This window comes from Rodentibacter caecimuris (assembly GCF_010587025.1).
GTDB lineage: Bacteria > Pseudomonadota > Gammaproteobacteria > Enterobacterales > Pasteurellaceae > Rodentibacter > Rodentibacter caecimuris.
Genome location: NZ_CP040863.1, coordinates 1,710,562 through 1,730,901, shown reverse-complemented (window position 1 = coordinate 1,730,901; position 20,340 = coordinate 1,710,562). Strand labels below are relative to the sequence as shown.

Here is a 20,340-nt window from a genome sequence, read left to right as displayed (position 1 = left end):
TACTTGCATTATCTTTCAAAAAAATTCTCTTTAGAAAACCAATCAGGTTAATTTTTACACAAGCACGAAAAGGAAATGTGATCCCGATCATAAATATTGTATATATCTATTTCTTCTACTCCTAATTAAGTAGAAGATAGTTACATTATTACTCTTATTAAGGAAATATTCGATGAAGTTAAAAAAATTAGCGGTATTAACCATGCTAGGGTTCAGTATTTCTACGGTTCAAGCAGCAGAATTACCGAACATTACGATCTTAGCCACGGGCGGTACTATTGCCGGTAGCGGTGCAACGGCCGTCTCTTCCGCCTATAAAGCTGGTCAATTAAATATCGAAGCGTTAATTGATGCAGTCCCGGAAATAAAACAACTTGCTCATGTTAAAGGTGAACAGATAGTGAAAATCGGTTCGCAAAACATGAACGACGATGTATGGTTAAAACTCGCTAAAGCCATTAACGCTCAATGTAACAATACCGATGGTTTTGTGATTACACATGGTACCGATACGATGGAAGAAACCGCATATTTCTTGGATCTCACCGTCAAATGCGAAAAACCAGTTGTTCTTGTCGGCGCGATGCGACCTGCAACCGAAAAAAGTGCCGATGGCCCATTAAATTTATATAACGCAGTTGTTGTTGCGACCGATAAAAAATCGGTCGGTCGCGGTGTGCTTGTTGCAATGAATAATGAAGTACTTGGTGCGCGTGATGTTACAAAAACCAGCACAACCGCCGTGCAAACATTCCATTCACCGAATTTTGGCGCATTAGGTTATATTCATAACAGTAAAGTTGATTATGAACGTTCACCGGAAAGCAAACATACGGTAAACACACCATTTGATGTGGAAAAATTAGACAGTTTACCAAAAGTGGGGATTGTTTATGCCTATTCTAATGCGCCAATTGAGCCACTAAATGCATTGTTGGACGCGGGTTACCAAGGTATTGTTACGGCAGGGGTCGGGAATGGTAATCTGAATACCGCCCATTTGGAACGCTTAGAAAAAGCAGCAAAAGATGGAGTGTCTGTCGTGCGTTCTTCTCGAGTGCCGACGGGCTATACGACACGTGATGCAGAAGTGGATGATTCTCAATATGGTTTTGTGGCTTCAGGTACCTTAAATCCACAAAAAGCACGCGTATTATTACAACTCGCTTTAACACAAACCAAAGATCCAAAAGTTATTCAGCAATACTTTGAAGATTTCTAACTTGACAAGTGAAAAGTGCGGTGGAAAATAACCGCACTTTTCGTATAAGAGACAGCGTTTCTTGATCTAAATTATAGAATCCGTACCTATTTGTTGCTATATTGGCGGCGGTTTCTATAGCAATATAACAGTTTATTCTTTAACTTAGGGGGCAATATGTCTGCAATGTTCTTATTACAATTTGCCATCGTGCTATTGTGTATCCTGGTGGGTGCACGTGTAGGTGGTATCGGTCTTGGTGTATTCGGTGGTTTAGGTCTTGCTATCCTTTCCTTTGGCTTTGGATTGAAACCGGCAGGTTTACCCATTGATGTGATGTTTATGATCATGGCGGTAGTGGCTGCCGCAGCGGCAATGCAAGCGGCTGGTGGCTTAGATTATATGATCAAAATCGCAACGAAAATTTTACGTCGTAACCCAAAACACATTACTTTCATCGCACCGGCTGTGACCTGGTTATTCACGTTTTTAGCAGGTACCGGTCATGTGGCTTATTCAGTATTGCCGGTTATCGCAGAAGTGAGTCGCCAAAATGGCATCCGCCCTGAACGTCCGCTTTCAATGGCCGTCATCGCTTCACAATTTGCTATTGTTGCAAGTCCGATTGCAGCGGCAGTTGTTGCAGTGGTTGCTTATCTTGAACCACAAGGAATTCATCTTGGTGATGTGTTAATGGTAACAATTCCAGCAACCCTTTTAGGTATCTTCCTTGCTTGCATTTTTGTGAACAAAATGGGTAAAGAACTTAAAGATGATCCGGAATACCAACGTCGTTTAAAAGATCCAAAATATGCCGATGCCTTTAACTCTACGACAGACATAAAAGAACTAGAAGTGAGCAAAACGGCAAAAATTTCTGTTTCTCTCTTCTTATTCGGTGCATTACTCGTGGTGTTAATGGGGGCTATGCCTTCCTTACGTCCAATGTTTGACGGAAAACCAATGGGAATGGCGCATACCATTGAAATTATTATGTTATCAATTGGTGCCTTAATCGTCTTAACCTGTAAACCGGATAGCACGGAAATCACTAAAGGTTCGGTTTTCCACGCCGGTATGCGGGCGGTTATTGCAATTCTTGGGATTGCGTGGTTGGGTGATACCTTAATGCAGGCGCATATGACGGAAGTAAAAGATATGGTGAAAGGTTTAGTCGAAACCGCCCCATGGACATTTGCATTGGCACTATTTGTGCTTTCCGTACTGGTCAATAGCCAAGGTGCCACCGTAGCGACTTTATTCCCACTTGGTATTGCACTTGGCATTCCTGCGCCGATATTAATTGGGGTATTTGTGGCAGTAAACGGCTATTTCTTTGTACCAAACTACGGCCCGATTATTGCCTCTATCGACTTTGATACCACCGGTACAACCAAAATCGGTAAATATATTTTTAACCATAGCTTTATGCTACCGGGCTTATTAAGTATGGTATTTAGCGTAGTGATTGGTTTATTACTCGCCAATGTCCTTCTATAAATTCAGTTAGCGAATAAAAACGGTGCATATTGCGCCGTTTTTTATCTTTACGAACTTATCTATAAAATCCCGCTCTAACAAACATATTTATTTTTTATAAGGAACATTAATGAAACTTGTTAAAATCTTTTTGATTACTCTTGCAGCGTATATTCCCAATGCGTGGTCTGCCGTTGCTTACAATATCAAATACAGTTCTAACTATTTAATGCCGGCTTATGTACATTTTAAAGCGGATGGCACGCAATACTCAGTGAACGCAAAAATTAATATCCCGCTTTATAACATCATCTTTAATTCACGAGGCGCACAAACCGCTACTCAATTTAATATGGTGAATTATCAAGACAGCCGTAACGGAAAAGTTTACTCGGTTTCTAAAATTTCCCCGACAACTATCGAATACGGCAAAATGAAAGACGGCTTAAAAACAGAGCCGTTAACATTACCGACTTTCGATTTATTCACCATGGCATTTCAGCTAAGTTATTACGATAAATTACCGGACAGTTTCCAAATTACTAACGGTAAAAAACTTTACCCGATGGAAAATGTGAAAGTGAAGAAAAGCGAAAAACAAATTGAATATAATAAACAGAAAGTGACTGAAATCTCTTACACCTTTAAAACCGGCAATAAAGATATTATGGTGAAAAAATTCGTGGGCGAACAATTCCCCCGTTACATCAAATACTCACGGGACGGCGATGATTATGAATTGGAATTTAGTGAGTTTGTGAAATAAAAAACGCACCAAAAAATAACCGCACTTTGGGATAAAGTGCGGTATTTTTTTATCTTGTTTCTAACGCAAGAAATAACGATAAGATTTACTTTCGGTTACATCTTCATAAACATAATTCAGTTGCGCAAGGGTTTGTTCAAATTCACGTTGTGTTGTTTCTCCCAATTGAAAGCCGGCGAGAATATTGCCGTAGTCCGCACCGTGCGCACGATAATGAAACAGGGAAATATTCCAACGGTTTTGCAAGGTTTCTAAGAATTTTAACAACGCCCCTTTTTGTTCCGGAAATTCAAAGGTATATAAACGTTCGCTCGGATTAGCGGCACGTCCACCCATTAAATAGCGCACGTGGGTTTTCGCAATATCGTCATCAGACATATCTTCCACATCAAAACCGTTTTGTATGAGATCGGTGATGATGTCCGATTTTTCCGCTTCATCTAAAGTACGTACCCCGACAAAAATACAAGCACGTTTGTCATCGGCATAGCGATAACTAAATTCCGTCACCGCGCGATTCCCCAATACCTGCACGAATTTTAAGAAACTTCCCGGTTGCTCCGGCATAGTGACGGCAAGTAAGGCTTCACGATTTTCACCAATTTCGCAACGTTCGGATACATAACGTAGCGTGTGAAAATTCAGGTTTGCACCGGATAAAATTACCGCCATATTTTTATTTTCAATATGATGTTTTTTCACATATTTTTTCAAGCCGGCTAAACCCAATGCCCCGGAGGGTTCGGAGACGGCACGCACATTTTCAAATAAATCTTTCATCGCTGCGCACACTTCGTCACTATCGACAAGCACCATATCGTCAAGATATTGACGACATAATCGGAAAGTTTCATCACCAATACGTTTCACTGCTACGCCGTCTGCAAATAATCCGACATGGGCGAGATCGGTGGGTTCGCCTTTTTCGAGGGCTGCATTCAAGCAAGCAGAATCCTTGGATTCCACACCGATCACTTTGATATCAGGCATAAATTGCTTTAACAAGATTGCGACACCGGCAGCTAAACCGCCGCCACCCACTTGTACGAATACATAATCCAAATCCGCCACTTGCTGTAACATTTCCATCGCCAATGTGCCTTGTCCGGCAATCACAAGCGGATGATCAAAAGGCGGAATAAAGGTCATATTTTTTTCTTTGGAAAGGGCAATTGCCTTGGCTTTCGCCTCATCAAAATTCGCACCATGCAATAACACTTCGCCACCGAAACCACGTACCGCATCTACTTTAATGCTTGGCGTATTTTGTGGCATCACGATCAATGCTTTTAAGCCAAGTTCTTTGGCGGATAAGGCGACACCTTGTGCGTGGTTACCTGCTGAAGCAGCGATCACACCTGCGGCTTTTTGTTCTGGTGAAAGACTTGAGATCATCGCATAAGCACCACGCAATTTAAAGCTGTTTACCGGTTGGCGATCTTCTCGTTTAATCCAAATATTATTGTGAAGACGTTCGGACAATTTGCCCATTTTTTGTAACGGTGTGACCGTTGCCGCTTCATAGACTCGAGAGCCAAGTTTGACGATCGCATTGATATAATCGCTTTGGCTGGGTTGTGGGTTAGTAAGTAGGTTTTTCATAATACTGTTTGTTGGATAGATTTTTGCCTATCATTAATATAAATGTCAGATGATTATTGATGGGTTAATCCCCATCTAACGAAAGTGCGGTCAATATTGCTAATGTTTTTAAAAGTCATGGGAAAATAACCGCACTTTGTAGGGTGTGTGAACCTAAGTTCACGCATAAAGGAGGGAGGTGGATGTCATCAATCCACCCACCCTACGATTTTATTTTAACAGGGTTTTATCCCGCACTGCGCCTTTATCCGCAGAGGTAGCGAAATGCCCGAATACTTTTAAGGCGAAAGAGACTTCACGTTGGCGGTTTGCCGGAACCCAACCTTTTTCGTCTTGTTCCGCACGGCGGGCAGCAAGTTCTTCATCACTAATTTGAAGATTAATGGCACGATTTGGAATATCAATATTGATAATATCACCATCACGCACCAAACCAATTGCACCGCCTGATGCGGCTTCCGGTGAGGCATGCCCGATCGAAAGTCCTGATGTACCGCCGGAAAAACGCCCGTCAGTTAATAAGGCACATTTTTTACCCAAGCCCATAGATTTTAAATAGCTGGTCGGATACAACATTTCTTGCATACCCGGCCCGCCTTTTGGCCCCTCATAGCGAATCACCACCACGTTGCCTTCTTTCACTTTTCCACCCAAAATCCCTGCAACGGCATCTTCTTGGCTTTCAAATACAATGGCTGAACCACTAAATGTCCAAATGGATTCATCCACCCCTGCGGTTTTCACAATACAACCGTCTTCGGCAAGGTTCCCGAATAACACAGCTAATCCCCCTTCTTGAGAAATCGCATTTTCTTTATTGCGGATACAGCCGTTTACACGATCATTATCTACGCTATCCCAGCGGCAATCTTGCGAAAAAGCCTCTGTTGTACGAATACCGGCAGGCCCGGCACGGAAGAATTTGTGCAATGTTTCATCTTGGTTACGAATAATATCGTATTGATCAAGCTGTTCGCTCATGCTCATTCCCAAGACAGTCTGAGTATTTTTATGGATTAATCCCGCCCGATCGAGTTCGCCCAATAAGCCCATAATACCCCCTGCACGGTGTACATCTTCCATATGGTATTTATTGGTATTCGGTGCAATTTTACTTAAGCAAGGCACCACACGGGATAAGCGATCAATATCCGCCATTTTAAAATCCACACCGGCTTCTTGTGCAGCGGCTAATAAGTGTAAAACCGTATTGCTTGATCCGCCCATGGCGATATCTAAACTCATAGCATTCTCAAAGGCCTCAAACGTACCGATTGAACGTGGCAATACATTTTCATCATCTTGTTCGTAGTAGCGTTTGCACAATTCCACAATCTGACGACCGGCTTGTAAAAATAATTCCTTACGATCGGCATGGGTAGCCAGCATTGAACCGTTACCCGGCAAACTTAAGCCAAGGGCTTCCGTTAAGCAATTCATCGAATTGGCGGTAAACATTCCGGAGCAAGAACCGCAAGTCGGACAGGCACTACGCTCGATAGCATCAATGCGGTCGTCAGACACTTTTGGATCCGCCGCCTCAATCATCGCATCCACTAAATCTAACCGAATAAGTTGGTCAGAAAGTTTGGTTTTACCCGCTTCCATTGGGCCGCCGGAAACAAAAATAGTCGGAATGTTTAAACGCATTGCCGCCATTAACATTCCCGGTGTAATTTTGTCACAGTTGGAAATACACACCATCGCATCAGCACAATGGGCATTGACCATATACTCCACAGAATCCGCAATCAGATCACGGGAAGGCAAAGAATACAACATTCCACCATGCCCCATGGCGATTCCATCGTCCACCGCGATCGTATTAAATTCTTTCGCGACACCGCCCGCTTTTTCAATTTCTTTTGCAACAAGCTGACCTAAATCTTTTAAATGTACATGCCCCGGCACAAACTGGGTAAAAGAATTCACCACAGCAATAATAGGTTTTCCGAAATCATTTTCTTTCATTCCCGTTGCACGCCATAAGGCACGTGCGCCTGCCATATTACGACCTTGTGTACTGGTCGCCGAACGTAGTTTTGGCATAAATAATCTCTCCAAGTAAATTTTTATATAATTTTATCTTTCATATTGTTGCAGTTTTTCTAAAATATTATTTGGTAAAATACTAGTTAGTTTTTCAGAGAAAACTAGTTTATAACCAACTAAGTTTTGATCTGCAATATCTCTTTTACTAACCTCTCCAATATAGGAAAACAAACTATCTAATGGCTTATCTAGAGTAATAAATTTAATGTGTGTTGAACTATGAAAAGCAGCTAAGTAAGCCTTTATTTTAATAAAGTTAATAAAGTGAAAAATATCACTTAATGCATTATAAAGATTCATCTTTTTAGCTTTTTTGAATTTTATGATTTTCAATGCATTATTGTCTCTATATAAACAAAGAAACCCTAACAATAACGCAAATTTTCCTCCTTCATGGGAAGATATCTTGCATTCTCTTGCTAATACAATAAGATCGTTTGCTATTTTTTCTCTATTCGTTTCACTTACAGGAGCTCTTAGCAAATTACTCGCTCTTTTCAAGAATTTTCCTATTGCTATCTTTGTATCAAGATAAGAACGATCAACATCTAAACTTGCATACAAAGAACCGATATTATCCATCGGATATTTATCCACAGTCGCATTTTTAAAGAATACTTCTAGTTCAGTAGTTTCAATTTTAGCGGTATCCCTTTTTTCTTGGAAATTTTCTATTCTACCTTTTTGCCCTTCTATTATTGAAAATATAGGTGATATTCTATTTTGAGGTAAATCCAAGTTTTGAAGCTGCTGGAGCATATCTAATTTATTACTATCAGTTATGATCTTTCCTGAATTGACCTCTTTAATAAGGTTAATAACATTTCGATCTAGAATGATAACTGACATATAATTTACCTCATATTATTGTTACCACATCCGGCAACTTCACCAACTGATTCACCAGCAAATTCAAAGTGCGGTCAGATTTTACGGTGATTTTTAACCGCACTTTATCCTCTATTAATTCCATTTGCATTGTGGTAACGGTAAAACCACGGTGGCGTATCACGCGCAAAATGCGTTCCAATACCTCAGGGCGATGGCGAGCGTTCAATTCAATTTGATAGTTGTTCATATTACATTTCCTCCACCATATCCGCATTACAGGCGCCCGGCGGCACTAAAGGCCACACACAATCATCGGGCGGAATACACACTTGCAATAAATAAGCAGTGTCGCTTTCAAGCAATCTTGTGAGCGCGGCATCCACTTCCTCGGCGCGCTCAATGCGCTCGGCCGGAATGCCAAAGGCATTGGCAAGCATCACAAAATCAGGGTTGTCTTCCAAAATCGTTTCGCTACGGCGTCTTTTCCAAAATAAATCTTGCCATTGGCGCACCATACCTAAGCGTTGGTTATCCAACAGTAAAATTTTCACCGCTAAATTGCCACGTTTAATGCTGCCTAACTCTTGAATATTCATCATTAAGGAACCGTCACCGGTGACTAAAATCACCTCGTCTTGCGGACGGGCTTTTTTTGCTCCCACCGCTGCCGGTAAACCAAATCCCATCGTGCCGAAACCGGCGGAAGTGAGGTAATTTTCCGGTGCAAAATGTTGCATATGTTGCGCCGACCACATTTGGTGCTGGCCGACATCGGTACAAACAACAGCATTTTGCGGTTTACGCTTGGATAGGGTGTTAAGTAACGCCCAAGGATCAATCGAGCGATCACCCGCATTATCCACATAAGTAAAATCCAATTTTGCTTTGAGTTCACGAACCTGTGCCCGCCAAGTCTCGATATCAAGAGGCTGTTTTAACGCATTCAAAGCTTGAATTAAATCCCCTTGTAACGCCACATCCGCATGGCGCAGTTTATGAATTTCAGCCCCATCAATATCGCAATGAATCACTTTGGCATGAGGAGCGAAAGTATCGAGTTTTCCCGTCACACGATCATCAAAACGGGCACCGCAAACGAGCAATAAATCGCAATCTTGCACCGCAAAATTGGCTGCCTTTGTACCGTGCATACCGATCATTCCCATATAAACATCATTTTCAGGATGAATCGTGCCCAATCCTTTCAAGGTAGAAACTGACGGCATATTGGTTTGTGCTAAAAAATCACGCAATGCCGGTACGGCTTTTGCCATACCTACGCCGCCCCCCACATAAAGTACCGGTTTTTTGGCGGCGGCTAAGAGTGCTTTCGCCTGCGCAAGATTTTCATTGGAAAGTGCGGTCGGTTTTGCGGGAGTTTTGACATAAGCCTTGATATGCTCGGGCACTTCGCCGACTTGAATATCGCGTGGCACATCAATTAATACCGGGCCGGGACGACCACTCTGTGCAATTTCAAAGGCTTGTGCGAAAACATCCGCTAATTCATCCGCACTTTGCACAATAAAACTGTGTTTCGTACAAGCAAGAGAAAGCCCAAGAACATCTGCCTCTTGGAAAGCGTCAGTACCGATTAAGGGCGAAGCCACTTGACCGGTGATAGCCACCACGGGAACGGAATCCATCATGGCATCGCCAAGTCCGGTTACTAAGTTCGTTGCGCCGGGGCCGGAAGTGGCAATACATACGCCCACTTTCCCCGTAGAACGTGCATAACCAATGGCAGCCATTGCTGCACCTTGTTCATTACGACAAAGAAGATGATCGAGTCCGGCATCATAAAGAGCATCATAAGTGGGCATGATTGCGCCACCGGGATAACCGAAAAGAGTAGTAACATGGTGCGCCTTCAAGCACGCCATGATGAGTTGTGCGCCTGTCATCGTGTTTGCATCCTATGTTTATTGTTGTTTTTTTGATAAGGTTTTCATTGTAGCGAAATTTTGTCGCATTGGTAGAGCCGAAAAGAGAAAAAAATAAAAAAGCACGACAAATTTTTCTTGTCGTGCTTTTTAAAAAGATAAAAAGTGCGGTTAAAAACCGGCTTGTTTTTCTAATTGCTCAACCAATGCCTCATCTAAACCTAATGCTTCGGCAAGATTCGCAAGAAAAATAATTTCTTTACGGGATAAATCTTTGCTCACCAAACGTGCCGCAAGATACACATTTGCCGCCAATGCGGTGTCATTCCCCACTTGACGGGCGATTTCATTCACACTAATCGGATTTTGCATTTCTTGCTCAAGCCATTGCGCTAATTCTGCATTATCGCCAATTTCATTCGCAATGGTTTGTTTTTCTTCTTCCGTAATTTCACCGTCTGCCGCCGCCGCCGCAATCATTGTGCGTAAAATTAACGCGCTCGCCTCTTGTTGAGAAGTCGAATTTAATACGTCAAATTCATTGGCAGACATCACAGGTTGCACTTGTTGAGATTTTTGGTAGTTTTGATATGCCTGATAAGCCAGGTTCCCCAATACTGCTAAAGAGCCCAACTTGGCTAAACTCGCTCCGCCGGAGCGCCCTAAAATCATTGATAAAATCCCTGTAATTGCAGCACCGCCGCCTACTTTGGTGATGTTATCCAATGTCGGATTACCGGTTTGTAAATTACTCGCTGAGTTTTTAGCGATATTGACGACTTGATTTAAAATTTGATTAAAATCCATAAATTGTTCCTTTAGTTTGTGAGAAAAACCGTTTCATAGACCTATTTTTTAACGAAAAATTCCGTAAAAATGACCGCTCTTTTTGAAAGCGCGATGATCAGTTAGCCTGAACATTGTGCTGATGCCCTAACTTATAAGGAAGATAATCCTATCATTATTAATCGTTTTTTATTACCGCTTTTGTAGGATCGTTATCAAACACATTCCGTTTTGGGATTTTTGTGCGGGTATCTCTATTTATCGGCGATTTAGCAATATCTTCGACGGTCTTGTTATACAAACGATGCTTAAAACCTAAAGGTGCAGGGAGATAAACCTCATCTTTAAAAATACCGGCGGAATGATGGGCATATTTTGCCATAATCTTTAAATGCGGCATATTTCGATCCGCACGGAATGCGCCTTGCCCGCCATTTGTTTTCTTTTCGCCTTCATTCAAGAAATCATGTAATTCTGTCAGGTTTCGTGTTGCGGTCATACAATAATCTTGCAATTCTTGCGACCATCCCAAAGATTGCATATTTTGTATAAGCATAGCTTCCGAATCCACAAAATCATCTGTACTATCCGGAATATTCGGCTCGGGAATATCCGGATATTCATCATGTATGTTTTTCTTAAAGGGGACACCTGCTTTTATGGCTAAGTGATATAAATTTGGTCAATTGGTTCTTTGCCCATTCACTTTGGTATCCCCATTAAGCCCATCTCAATTCTTCCTTGGCCTTGATGTCTATCAGATTAATCCGGCTTAACCTCAATATTGGTTTTAAAAGAACAAAAAACAACCGCACTTTATAAAAAGTGCGGTTAATTATTAAGAATAATATTATTGTGGTCTCATACAATTTAACTTTGCAACTTTATCATCATAGTTAAATCTGTATTTCTCTTTAAATTCTCCATCCTTATTCGATAGAGCAACTACAAATTGATCTCCATCATTATACCATACCCATTTTTCTTTTGAGGTACCAATAATAGCATCACAAGAATTTCCCAAATAAATAACACTAGTTGCACCAAAAGAATCAATTACAATACCATTTCTATTTTCCTTACTTTCAAGTGATTCATAAATATTAGGTTGAAAATCAAAATCACCACCAAACTCATCTGAAAGCTTTTGCTTTACTATATAACATAGCTTTCTTATTGCAACATCTCTATTTTTTTCTTTATCTATAATACAATTCAATCTTTTTTTTAAATCATCATTAAATTTAATACGCTCTCCAACTTCTGAATGTGTAGCATTTTCATAAGCATATACTCTTCCTTTAGACATCAACAATATTCCATTTTTAAGATCCTCGCTATCGCATACAAATTTATTTATTGATGATGAATCTTTACAATCAACAATCGAATGGACATCTCCATAAAACTCATTAATAAATTTTATTTTTTCTAAATTCCTATTATTCTCCTCATTAGTAAAACAAGGTGCGGAATAAGCGTTGGAAATAAAAGCAAAAAATATAATAAATAACAATTTTTTCATACTATCCTCTTATTTTTGAAAGTGAAATTTCTCTAACTACATCATATCCACCCGCCTCATCAATCATTTTTTTAGTGTCATGCAATGCTTTGATTGTCACATCGGATGAATAATGAGCTTTATTACCTGGTTTAGCATCATAGTAAGTAATTAATCCACCATCAGATATATCTCCACGTTCTGTAGGCTCTCCTTTCGGTACTCCAGCTGAAGCCCATTCTCTAGATATCGCATAGGCGGCTTTATCCACACCTATTTTCCCTCGAAAAAATGATGAAACCTTACTTACTTTCTCCTCCCAAAAGAACATGGGCATTAATCTTTGAAATTCTTCATCAAATAACTGGGCTTCCCTATTAATTGATTTATATTTCTTAAGCCAAGACAAAAATTGTTCTAAAGTTGTAGGAATAATTTGAACAATTCCCACAGCAAATAAATGCAGCCCTTCTGGACCAATTCTATTTTTTTGAGCAGCTCTTATATCTGCAATTGTCATTTTTACAATATGATATTGTGCCGTTGGAGTAAAATGACTTTCACGAGGCTTACCATTCTTATTGGTAATAATATAAGCATTAAAAGAGCCTTTAGATTCTTTAGATAAAATCAACTTCACCAACGGTGTTTCAAACCAATCAAAATCACCTACTGAAGCTGCAAGCCACCCAATCACCCCCAACGGATGCAAATAATACGCCTTCCGCTCACTATCAAATCCCGCTGCCTTCAAATCAATCACCAAATCATTTACCCGTTTTTGAATTCTATCCGCTGCGTCGTTATCATTCAATTTTCGTGCCAACGCAATAAGCTCATTAAATTTGCTTGATTGGCTCCTTGCCCACTCGCTTTTATGCCGAACGATAATTCCCGTTAAACGTCGTTGTTCCACAGGATTGAGCAGCAAACCTTTTAGTTTTCCCGCCTCAAACCGACTGCCTTGCTCCTCTTTAGCCAAATCAAGCTCTTTCAATATATCTTTAAACACGGGTGCTAATGTCTCTTTTTCTTCCATTGAATGCGGGCTTTTCGGGTCAAGGTAATCCGCTATCTTATATTTAAAAAGACTGATTTCATCCGTTTGGTCTTGATAACTATTCACCCCCGGAAAAAGCAAACCGTGGCTCAGGTGACTATCATCCACATAAATCCCCGAATCCTTATCTTTGCCGTGCTCCACTTGCTGAGAGAGGTAAGGCTGCACATTGTAATAGGTTTTTGTTTGCTTTGGATTTTGTTTGTCTTTTATGCTTTGCTTTTCCACATCGGCAAGGGGAACCATAATTTCAACTTGAGTTTGTTCCAGTTCAAACGCCTCATCGTTCATTATGCTGTAAAGCCGGCTGCCACGAGGAACATACAGGAAGTTTTAATGCCTTTCTTTTCTTTCTCTTGTTTATAAGCCACTTCCGCTTTAGCTTTAGCTTTAAATTGGTCAATGTCATCATAGGTAAACACTTCAAGATGTAACAACTTTTCGCCGCTTTCGCCCATCTGATTATATTCACCCGTCAAGCCAAGTATTTCACCGGCTTTGATGTCTATCGGATTATCCGGTTTAGTCTCAATATTGGTTTTTAAAGAACAAAAAATAACCGCACTTTATAAAGAAGTGCGGTCGATATAGTCATTAATTTAGATCAACCGAATCGGCTTTGATCCACATATTTATTTCTTTTTTTCCTTTGTAGTTGATGAAGAACCATCGAATATCATTATTAATAGATTCATTTATAATTTTTATTCGATCTCTCTTTACTAAGTACATTTTAGTTTTATTTTTTTCATCAGGGCTTGAATATAAATATGATTTTGATTTTATATAAAAATCAGGAACTAAGTAGCTATTATTAACCTCAAAAAAAACACCATCTTTTTTCACAATACTTTTTTCACCTAAATTGTATTTATATTTAACTAAATCTCCTTTTTTAAGGAGTAGTTTACTCCTATTGTCTTTTTTTAATAGTTTATTCGATAATTCATTAATCCCAAATTGATTAAGAGAAGTATTAACAGGAACAACCTCTATCTGAGTAAAACTACCAGACATGCCAATCATATAATAAATTGAGTGATTAAAGTTTTCAAAATTGTCTAAAGAATACTCTTTTATTTCAAAGCAGGAACTATTTCCATCAGGTACTTTAACTACAAAAATCAAACTGTTTTTATATGATTTTTTATACCTTTCCCATTTACATAAATTTTTATCATTTTTAATTTCATCAAATTTAATTTTAGAAATACCATTAAAAGAGATTAGGCGAGATGCTTCAATAGATTCTTCGGAATTAATATAGAACCGATTCTCTTCATTTGTGCAATTACAATCACACTTCAAAATAAATTTATCATGTTCAGAAATAAAACTAATACTATCATTTAAATCACATAATTCATTTGCCTTAGATATTAATGATAAACTTAGAAGAAATATAGAAATTATAAATCGCATATAAACTTATCCTCTATTAAATTAAAATTAATATTAGCCCTACTAGATGTTTTCCCACTATGAGTAACTGTTGTTCGCTTTTTATTTAATATTTCTAATCTACGACTAACTGAAGCAGCTCGCTAGTCAGTAATAGAACCATAGGCTGTAATAATAATCAGAACAAATTTATCTTGTGTTTTTTTGATAACCATATGAACAAAAGTATAGTAATAGTAGGATTAAATTAATTATGCCTAGTTGTAAAAATAAAAACTAGTAGTGCTTTATAATATAAACTACGGCTAGTTAGTATAAGCATTAATTTTTTAATTCATTAAACACTCTAGAGGGAATCTTAGCTACTTTACCTTTTTCTTTCATTTTTGAAACGTAAATAGAATACATTTCCAATGCCTTATCTCTTTTATTCATTGATAAATAAGCATCTCCTAAATTTATATATGCAACTTCTCTATCTTTAAACTTCCCAATGATCTCTTTTAATAAATATATAGCAGGCTTTGGAAAGCCTCCCTCAATCAAATAGTAGGCTATATTATTATACGAATTAACAGTATTACGATCTATAGGATATCTATTTATATAGGAATTGATTCTATCCTGATCTATGCTACTCAAATAAATTTTATCTTTATAGATTGATGAAACATATTTTTCTAATGATGAGAGATCATTTTCTAATGGATAGCTAGTCCTACATATCTCAGAGACTCCAGTTTTCATTTCATGCTTAAACTTTTCTATCGGTATATTTACATTAGATATGCAGGTTATAGTTTTTGAATCAAAATCTGACTTATCTACACTTGTAGTAGTTATTTTATTAATTATAAAATTATTTTTTCCATTTTCTGATATATAAAAATCTTCATAGTATCTAGATGAAAAAAGATCTGTGCTAAGAATATAGGTATCGTTATTTTTATTTATTGATATATAAATAGATTTTTCACTTATATTACCATTTTTCAAATCAGATTTAATATCATCAAAAATATTATATCTCTTAACTATAACATCATCTTTTTTAAGGATAATATCATAATTATGATCTATATACAGACTTGAATAAGACGAAAAAGAAAATAAAATAAAAAAGTAAAAATATTTTTTCATACATCCTCTAATGTTATCTATTTTTTAAAGATATATACTTATTATAAGCATTTCTCATTTTTATATCATAATTACCACTTCGGTATTGAGGTCCATTATATATTTCAGCAATCAAAGCCCAGTTTTTCTCTCTCATTGGTTTTATTATTTTAGGTGAAACTTTTGAAAGAAAATTCTTAAAATAAACAAACTGTTGTAATTCACACAAATGCATAGCTTCCTCGAATTCGCTTGGAGTTGCAAATCCTCCATAGAAATAATAATTTCCCATAACTTGAAATTTTCCCCATGAACAACTTTGAATTGCTGAATCACTATCAATTCTTTTAGCTAAATTTAGTTTCTCATACTGATATTCTTCAGAACCATAAGTGCCTCTTGGTTGCACTGATTTATTAACTATGTTTGGATTATCAATGGTCAATTTATTTAAATCGTACTTTACCGACTGCTTTTTAGCTAGGTTTCTGTACATATAATGTCTCTCATATAAGATCTTAGCTCGTTTTTTACCATTTAAGCTAATAAATCCCTTACCTTTAGATTCAACTTCTGCAACAGCTTTTAGTACCTCTTTTTCAACACCTAACTCTTTAGCTAATGCTTCATAGTGTTGCTCTAGCACAGAAGTTCCTTCTGTACATGATCGTGACATTAACCCTTGTTCATAACAAAAGCACCTTATTTTGCTTTGAAAATTGCTCAACCACCCAATCACCCCCAACGGATGCAAATAATACGCCTTCCGCTCACTATCAAATCCCGCCGCCTTCAAATCAATCCCCAAATCATTTACCCGTTTTTGAATTCTATCCGCTGCGTCGTTGTCATTCAATTTTCGTGCCAACGCAATAAGCTCATTAAATTTGGTTGATTGGCTCCTTGCCCATTCACTTTTATGCTGAACAATAATTCCCGTTAAACGTCGTTGTTCCGCAGGATTGAGTAGCAAACCTTTTAGTTTTCCCGCCTCAAACCGACTGCCTTGCTCCTCTTTAGCCAAATCAAGCTCTTTCAATATATCTTTAAACACGGGTGCCAATGTCTCTTTTTCTTCCATTGAATGCGGGCTTTCCGGGTCAAGGTAATCCGCTATCTTATATTTAAAAAGACTGATTTCATCCGTTTGGTCTTGATAACTATTCACCCCCGGAAAAAGCAAACCATGGGTCAGGTAACTATCATCCACATAAATCCCCGAATCCTTATCTTTGCTGTGCTCCACTTGCTGAGAAAGGTAAGGCTGCACATTGTAATAGGTTTTTGTTTGCTTTGGATTTTGTTTGTCTTTTATGCTTTGCTTTTCCACATCGGCAAGGGGAACCATAATTTCAACTTGAGTTTGTTCCAGTTCAAACGCCTCATCGTTCATTATGCTGTAAAGCCGGCTGCCGCGAGGAACATACAGGAAGTTGTCTTTAATGCCTTTCTTTTCTTTCTCTTGTTTATACGCCACTTCCGCTTTAGCTTTAAATTGGTCAATGTCATCATAGGTAAACACTTCAAGATGCAACAGCTTTTCGCCGCTTTCGCCCATCTGATTATATTCACCCGTCAAGCCAAGTATTTCACCGGCTTTGATGTCTATTGGTCTATCTAACTTAACTTCAATATCGGTTTTCGTCTCAATATGCCAACGAGTAAGAAGAGGAATGCCTTTTAACGGGCGGTCTATCAAGGTTTCATAAGAACGATGAAAAATTCCCCACTGTTTGCCTTTAGGCGGTTTATGCTCAGCACCGTTACTATCTTGGTACCAAACCACTTCATCAAACTTGCTTTTATTATCCCGATATTTTTGTATTAGCAAGGTTAATCCGTCTGCCAAGCGGGCGATCACCCGACTCCCCTCCCTTATCAACACAGGATGCTTATCTGCCGATTTCGTTTGTGCAAGGATTTCTTCTCCCAATACGTCATAATCACTCATTTTTGCCGTATGGCGGTAAAGCGAATAAAACGTCAGGATATTATCCTGAGGGTAAGCTACCTCGTGTTTTAGCAGAAAAAATCCCGTCGAATAGACCGCACTTTGCGAACCAGATTCGGTATCTCTTTTATATTCGCTATCCACCTTATACGCAATTAATTTACCATCGGCAATGGCACAAATTTTATCGTTTTCAAATTCACTACTCGGAAATTTGGAGGCGCGTAAATGAATCCCTTGATGCCATAACCCGCTATTGTTAAATAAAAAACGGGCGCTTTCGTCACCGGCAAGTTGATTAAAATATTGTTGTGAAACGTTTGTGTTATTCTTCGCTTTCAGCGGATAAGCGACATTCGGTAACATCGGGCTTTCCGCTTTAGCTGCCGATTTCTCCGTTTCCTGTACCTGCGATGTATTTTTATATTCTCTTTGATTTGACATCATTGACTCTCCGTCTCCTATGAAATACGTAATCCGGTAAAAGTGAAAGGTTTTCCTTCATTGATAGTAGTTTCAAACGGGCTCACCGCGTCGGCTTCGCCATTCTCCTCAATCAACTCCCCCTCAATATACACATTCCCTATCAACTCAATTCCCTCGCGGTTGATAACTATCGAGCCGCCCGGGCCGCTGATTTCTACGGTTTCGTAACCTTCCAAGTCAAATTGGTCGCAGATTTGTTCAAACAGTTCGCCCGCCTGCCAACTGCCGTGTTGGGCGATGTCGATGTTGAGTTCATTGCCAACGTGGATAATGGTGTCGCCGTGCACATTGACATAACGGTTGTTATTGATGTTGAGGATGTCGTCTTGTTCCACTTTGGTGAGGCGGTTGCGTCCGATGTGGTTGGTTTGGTCTCGGTTAATTGTGAGGGTTTCGTCTTGATTGACGGTTTCCGTGCGGTTATTGCCGATGTGGACAGTTTCATTTCGGTTTACTTGTTCGGTGCGGTTATGCCCCACTTGGGTGGTTTCGTCGTGTTTGACAAGGTGGTTGAGGTCTTTTTCGGCGTGGAGAAAAATCTCTTCTTGTCCGTTTTCGTCTTCAAAACGCAGTTCGTTAAAGCCGTTACCTTTGTGGCTTTTGGATTTTATTGTGGTACGGGTTTTATGTTCCGGTAGTTTATAGGGCGGTTCGGTGGTACTGTGATAGGTGCGTCCCACCACTATCGGTTGGTCCGGGTCGCCGTTGAGGTATTTGACCAGCACTTCATCGCCGATTCGCGGTATCATCATATTACCGTATTGCGCACCCGCCCAGCCTTGAATCACCCGTATCCAGCAAGAGCTGTGTTCGTCTCCGTTGCTCCGTCTGTCCCACGGGAAGTGTAGTTTAACCCGTCCCCATTCGTCACAGTAGATTTCTTCGCCTTCTGGACCGACGACGTGCGCCACTTGGGTGCCGCGAATAATCTGGCGGGGCTTTGGCGGGCTGCGCCAAGCTTTGTGGTGGGGGATGAGAAATAGGGTGTTTTCGTAATGGTTGCCACTTTTTGAGGGTTCGTCTTCAACCGTTGCCCGTTCTATCGCTTCTTCCTCTAACACACCGATTTGGCTTCCCCTATGTTCGACACGTACTACTAACCATTCTTGGTTGAATGCCGCTGAGTGGTGTCCTTCAAGGCGAAAACCATAACCGGGGATGACGCGCATATCATCACCCATAGCCTGTGCCGTTTCTGACTGTGCCAGTTCAGCCTCTAGCCGATAACGGCTAAAGGGGTTGCCTTGTTCGTCCCGTTTGTATCGGCCGGGGTAATCGTAGTGTTCATAAACACTCGGCGAATTGACCGCACTTTTAGGCGATTGAGGTGAGGAAGAATCCCTTGAGGCAGCAGGTTGGGCGGTATGTTGATGTTCTAGGTTGTAGTTAGGATTTAAGAAGGTGTAATCACGTAAAGTTTGCCGGTTTGTGGTCAGTCTGTGGCGGTATTCAAACTGCCAAAGACTGGCAAAAGGGCGCTCGCCTGCCGGGTTGGCGTTATAGGTCAAGGTGCCTAAAATGGGCGAAGACCGACTTTGATGGGCAAAACATAATTCGTGGCTGTCGGCATCATGTTTGAAATAATAATACCAACCTTCTTCCGCCGCCAAGCGTTCAATAAAGGCGACATCCGTTTCCCGATATTGTACGCAATATTCCCGTTCCCAATCCGACTGTAACGGTTCAACGGTGACTTTTTCCACCCGATTTTTTTGCAACAACGTGCGGATGATTTTTTCGCTGTTTTGATGTTGGAAAATACGGCTGTCCGATTGCAACCCCGCCCGCACTAATGCCGGCTCTACCACCATATTATAATGTGTGCGCACAAAGCCCGTTTTACCCAATCCGAAACCTGTGACAATTCCATTGATATAGCGTACTGCTTTATCCCCCTGCCAGAACGTAAACGTAACCGGTTTATCCATCAGTGCCGAAAAAGGAATATTCGGGTCAAAACTGGATAACCTCATCTCTAAACGAAAGGGCTCGGAAAGCCCTTCGGTTAACTGAAAACTCACTACATCAAAAGGGTATTTATCGCCGGAATCAAGGGTGTAGCGGTAGTTGGATTGGGTTGCCATAGGTATCCTTTTACTTAACTTGTAATGTGTTATTAGTATAGTGCAAACACCAAATCTCATACAATGATTAATAAATTCCTATTTGATACCTCATATTTACTTTAGTAATCAGACAACAAAGTGTCGTTAGAAATA

General features: G+C 39.8%; 17 protein-coding genes. 3 read left to right on the top strand and 14 right to left on the bottom strand.

The window, feature by feature from the left end; genetic code table 11:
• The first annotated feature begins 172 nt into the window (after positions 1-172).
• The 3 genes from ansB to FEE42_RS08465 all read left to right on the top strand — a co-directional run bounded on the left by ansB (position 173) and on the right by FEE42_RS08465 (position 3,446).
• Positions 173-1,222, top strand: coding sequence for an L-asparaginase 2 (gene ansB / locus FEE42_RS08475; protein ID WP_164028213.1), 1,050 nt, complete (start codon positions 173-175; stop codon positions 1,220-1,222).
• A gap of 156 nt (positions 1,223-1,378) precedes the next feature.
• Positions 1,379-2,701 carry an anaerobic C4-dicarboxylate transporter gene (locus tag FEE42_RS08470; RefSeq protein WP_059368751.1) on the top strand — a complete coding sequence of 441 codons (1,323 nt, stop codon included), beginning with the start codon at positions 1,379-1,381 and terminating at the stop codon, positions 2,699-2,701.
• Between the two features lie 109 nt (positions 2,702-2,810).
• Positions 2,811-3,446, top strand: coding sequence for a hypothetical protein (locus FEE42_RS08465; RefSeq protein ID WP_164028211.1), 636 nt, complete (start codon positions 2,811-2,813; stop codon positions 3,444-3,446).
• 60 nt (positions 3,447-3,506) lie between these two features.
• Here the strand turns inward: FEE42_RS08465 and ilvA are convergent, their stop codons facing one another.
• The 14 genes from ilvA to FEE42_RS08395 form a co-directional block, all read right to left on the bottom strand.
• Positions 3,507-5,048 (bottom strand): threonine ammonia-lyase, biosynthetic, encoded by a 1,542-nt coding sequence (gene ilvA / locus FEE42_RS08460; protein WP_164028209.1) that lies wholly within the window; start codon positions 5,046-5,048, stop codon positions 3,507-3,509.
• Positions 5,049-5,258: 210 nt separating this feature from the next.
• Positions 5,259-7,097 carry a dihydroxy-acid dehydratase gene (ilvD, locus tag FEE42_RS08455; RefSeq protein WP_164028207.1) on the bottom strand — a complete coding sequence of 613 codons (1,839 nt, stop codon included), beginning with the start codon at positions 7,095-7,097 and terminating at the stop codon, positions 5,259-5,261.
• Between the two features lie 33 nt (positions 7,098-7,130).
• Positions 7,131-7,949, bottom strand: a complete 819-nt coding sequence (locus FEE42_RS08450; protein WP_164028200.1) for a hypothetical protein — start codon at positions 7,947-7,949, stop codon at positions 7,131-7,133.
• A gap of 10 nt (positions 7,950-7,959) precedes the next feature.
• Positions 7,960-8,178: an acetolactate synthase 2 small subunit gene (ilvM, locus tag FEE42_RS08445; RefSeq protein ID WP_164028199.1), complete on the bottom strand. Its 219-nt coding sequence runs from the start codon at positions 8,176-8,178 to the stop codon at positions 7,960-7,962.
• A gap of 1 nt (position 8,179) precedes the next feature.
• On the bottom strand, positions 8,180-9,835 hold the full coding sequence (ilvG, locus tag FEE42_RS08440; RefSeq protein ID WP_059368746.1) for an acetolactate synthase 2 catalytic subunit: 1,656 nt from the start codon (positions 9,833-9,835) through the stop codon (positions 8,180-8,182).
• Between the two features lie 150 nt (positions 9,836-9,985).
• Positions 9,986-10,621: a tellurite resistance TerB family protein gene (locus tag FEE42_RS08435; RefSeq protein WP_059368745.1), complete on the bottom strand. Its 636-nt coding sequence runs from the start codon at positions 10,619-10,621 to the stop codon at positions 9,986-9,988.
• Positions 10,622-10,778: 157 nt separating this feature from the next.
• A complete protein-coding gene (locus FEE42_RS08430) occupies positions 10,779-11,156 on the bottom strand; it encodes a hypothetical protein (RefSeq protein WP_135969634.1) in 378 nt (125 codons plus the stop codon).
• A gap of 294 nt (positions 11,157-11,450) precedes the next feature.
• Positions 11,451-12,125 (bottom strand): hypothetical protein, encoded by a 675-nt coding sequence (locus FEE42_RS08425; RefSeq protein WP_164028197.1) that lies wholly within the window; start codon positions 12,123-12,125, stop codon positions 11,451-11,453.
• Between the two features lies 1 nt (position 12,126).
• Positions 12,127-13,410, bottom strand: coding sequence for a hypothetical protein (locus FEE42_RS12880; protein ID WP_237184414.1), 1,284 nt, complete (start codon positions 13,408-13,410; stop codon positions 12,127-12,129).
• A 44-nt stretch (positions 13,411-13,454) separates the two neighbouring features.
• On the bottom strand, positions 13,455-13,643 hold the full coding sequence (locus tag FEE42_RS12680) for a hypothetical protein (RefSeq protein ID WP_206023148.1): 189 nt from the start codon (positions 13,641-13,643) through the stop codon (positions 13,455-13,457).
• A gap of 115 nt (positions 13,644-13,758) precedes the next feature.
• Positions 13,759-14,586 (bottom strand): hypothetical protein, encoded by an 828-nt coding sequence (locus tag FEE42_RS12675; RefSeq protein WP_206023147.1) that lies wholly within the window; start codon positions 14,584-14,586, stop codon positions 13,759-13,761.
• A gap of 300 nt (positions 14,587-14,886) precedes the next feature.
• Positions 14,887-15,705, bottom strand: coding sequence for a tetratricopeptide repeat protein (locus FEE42_RS08405; protein ID WP_237184413.1), 819 nt, complete (start codon positions 15,703-15,705; stop codon positions 14,887-14,889).
• A 13-nt stretch (positions 15,706-15,718) separates the two neighbouring features.
• A complete protein-coding gene (locus FEE42_RS08400) occupies positions 15,719-18,082 on the bottom strand; it encodes an N-acetylmuramidase family protein (protein ID WP_164028195.1) in 2,364 nt (787 codons plus the stop codon).
• A gap of 14 nt (positions 18,083-18,096) precedes the next feature.
• Positions 18,097-20,205: a type VI secretion system Vgr family protein gene (locus FEE42_RS08395; RefSeq protein WP_164028194.1), complete on the bottom strand. Its 2,109-nt coding sequence runs from the start codon at positions 20,203-20,205 to the stop codon at positions 18,097-18,099.
• Positions 20,206-20,340 lie beyond the last annotated feature (135 nt).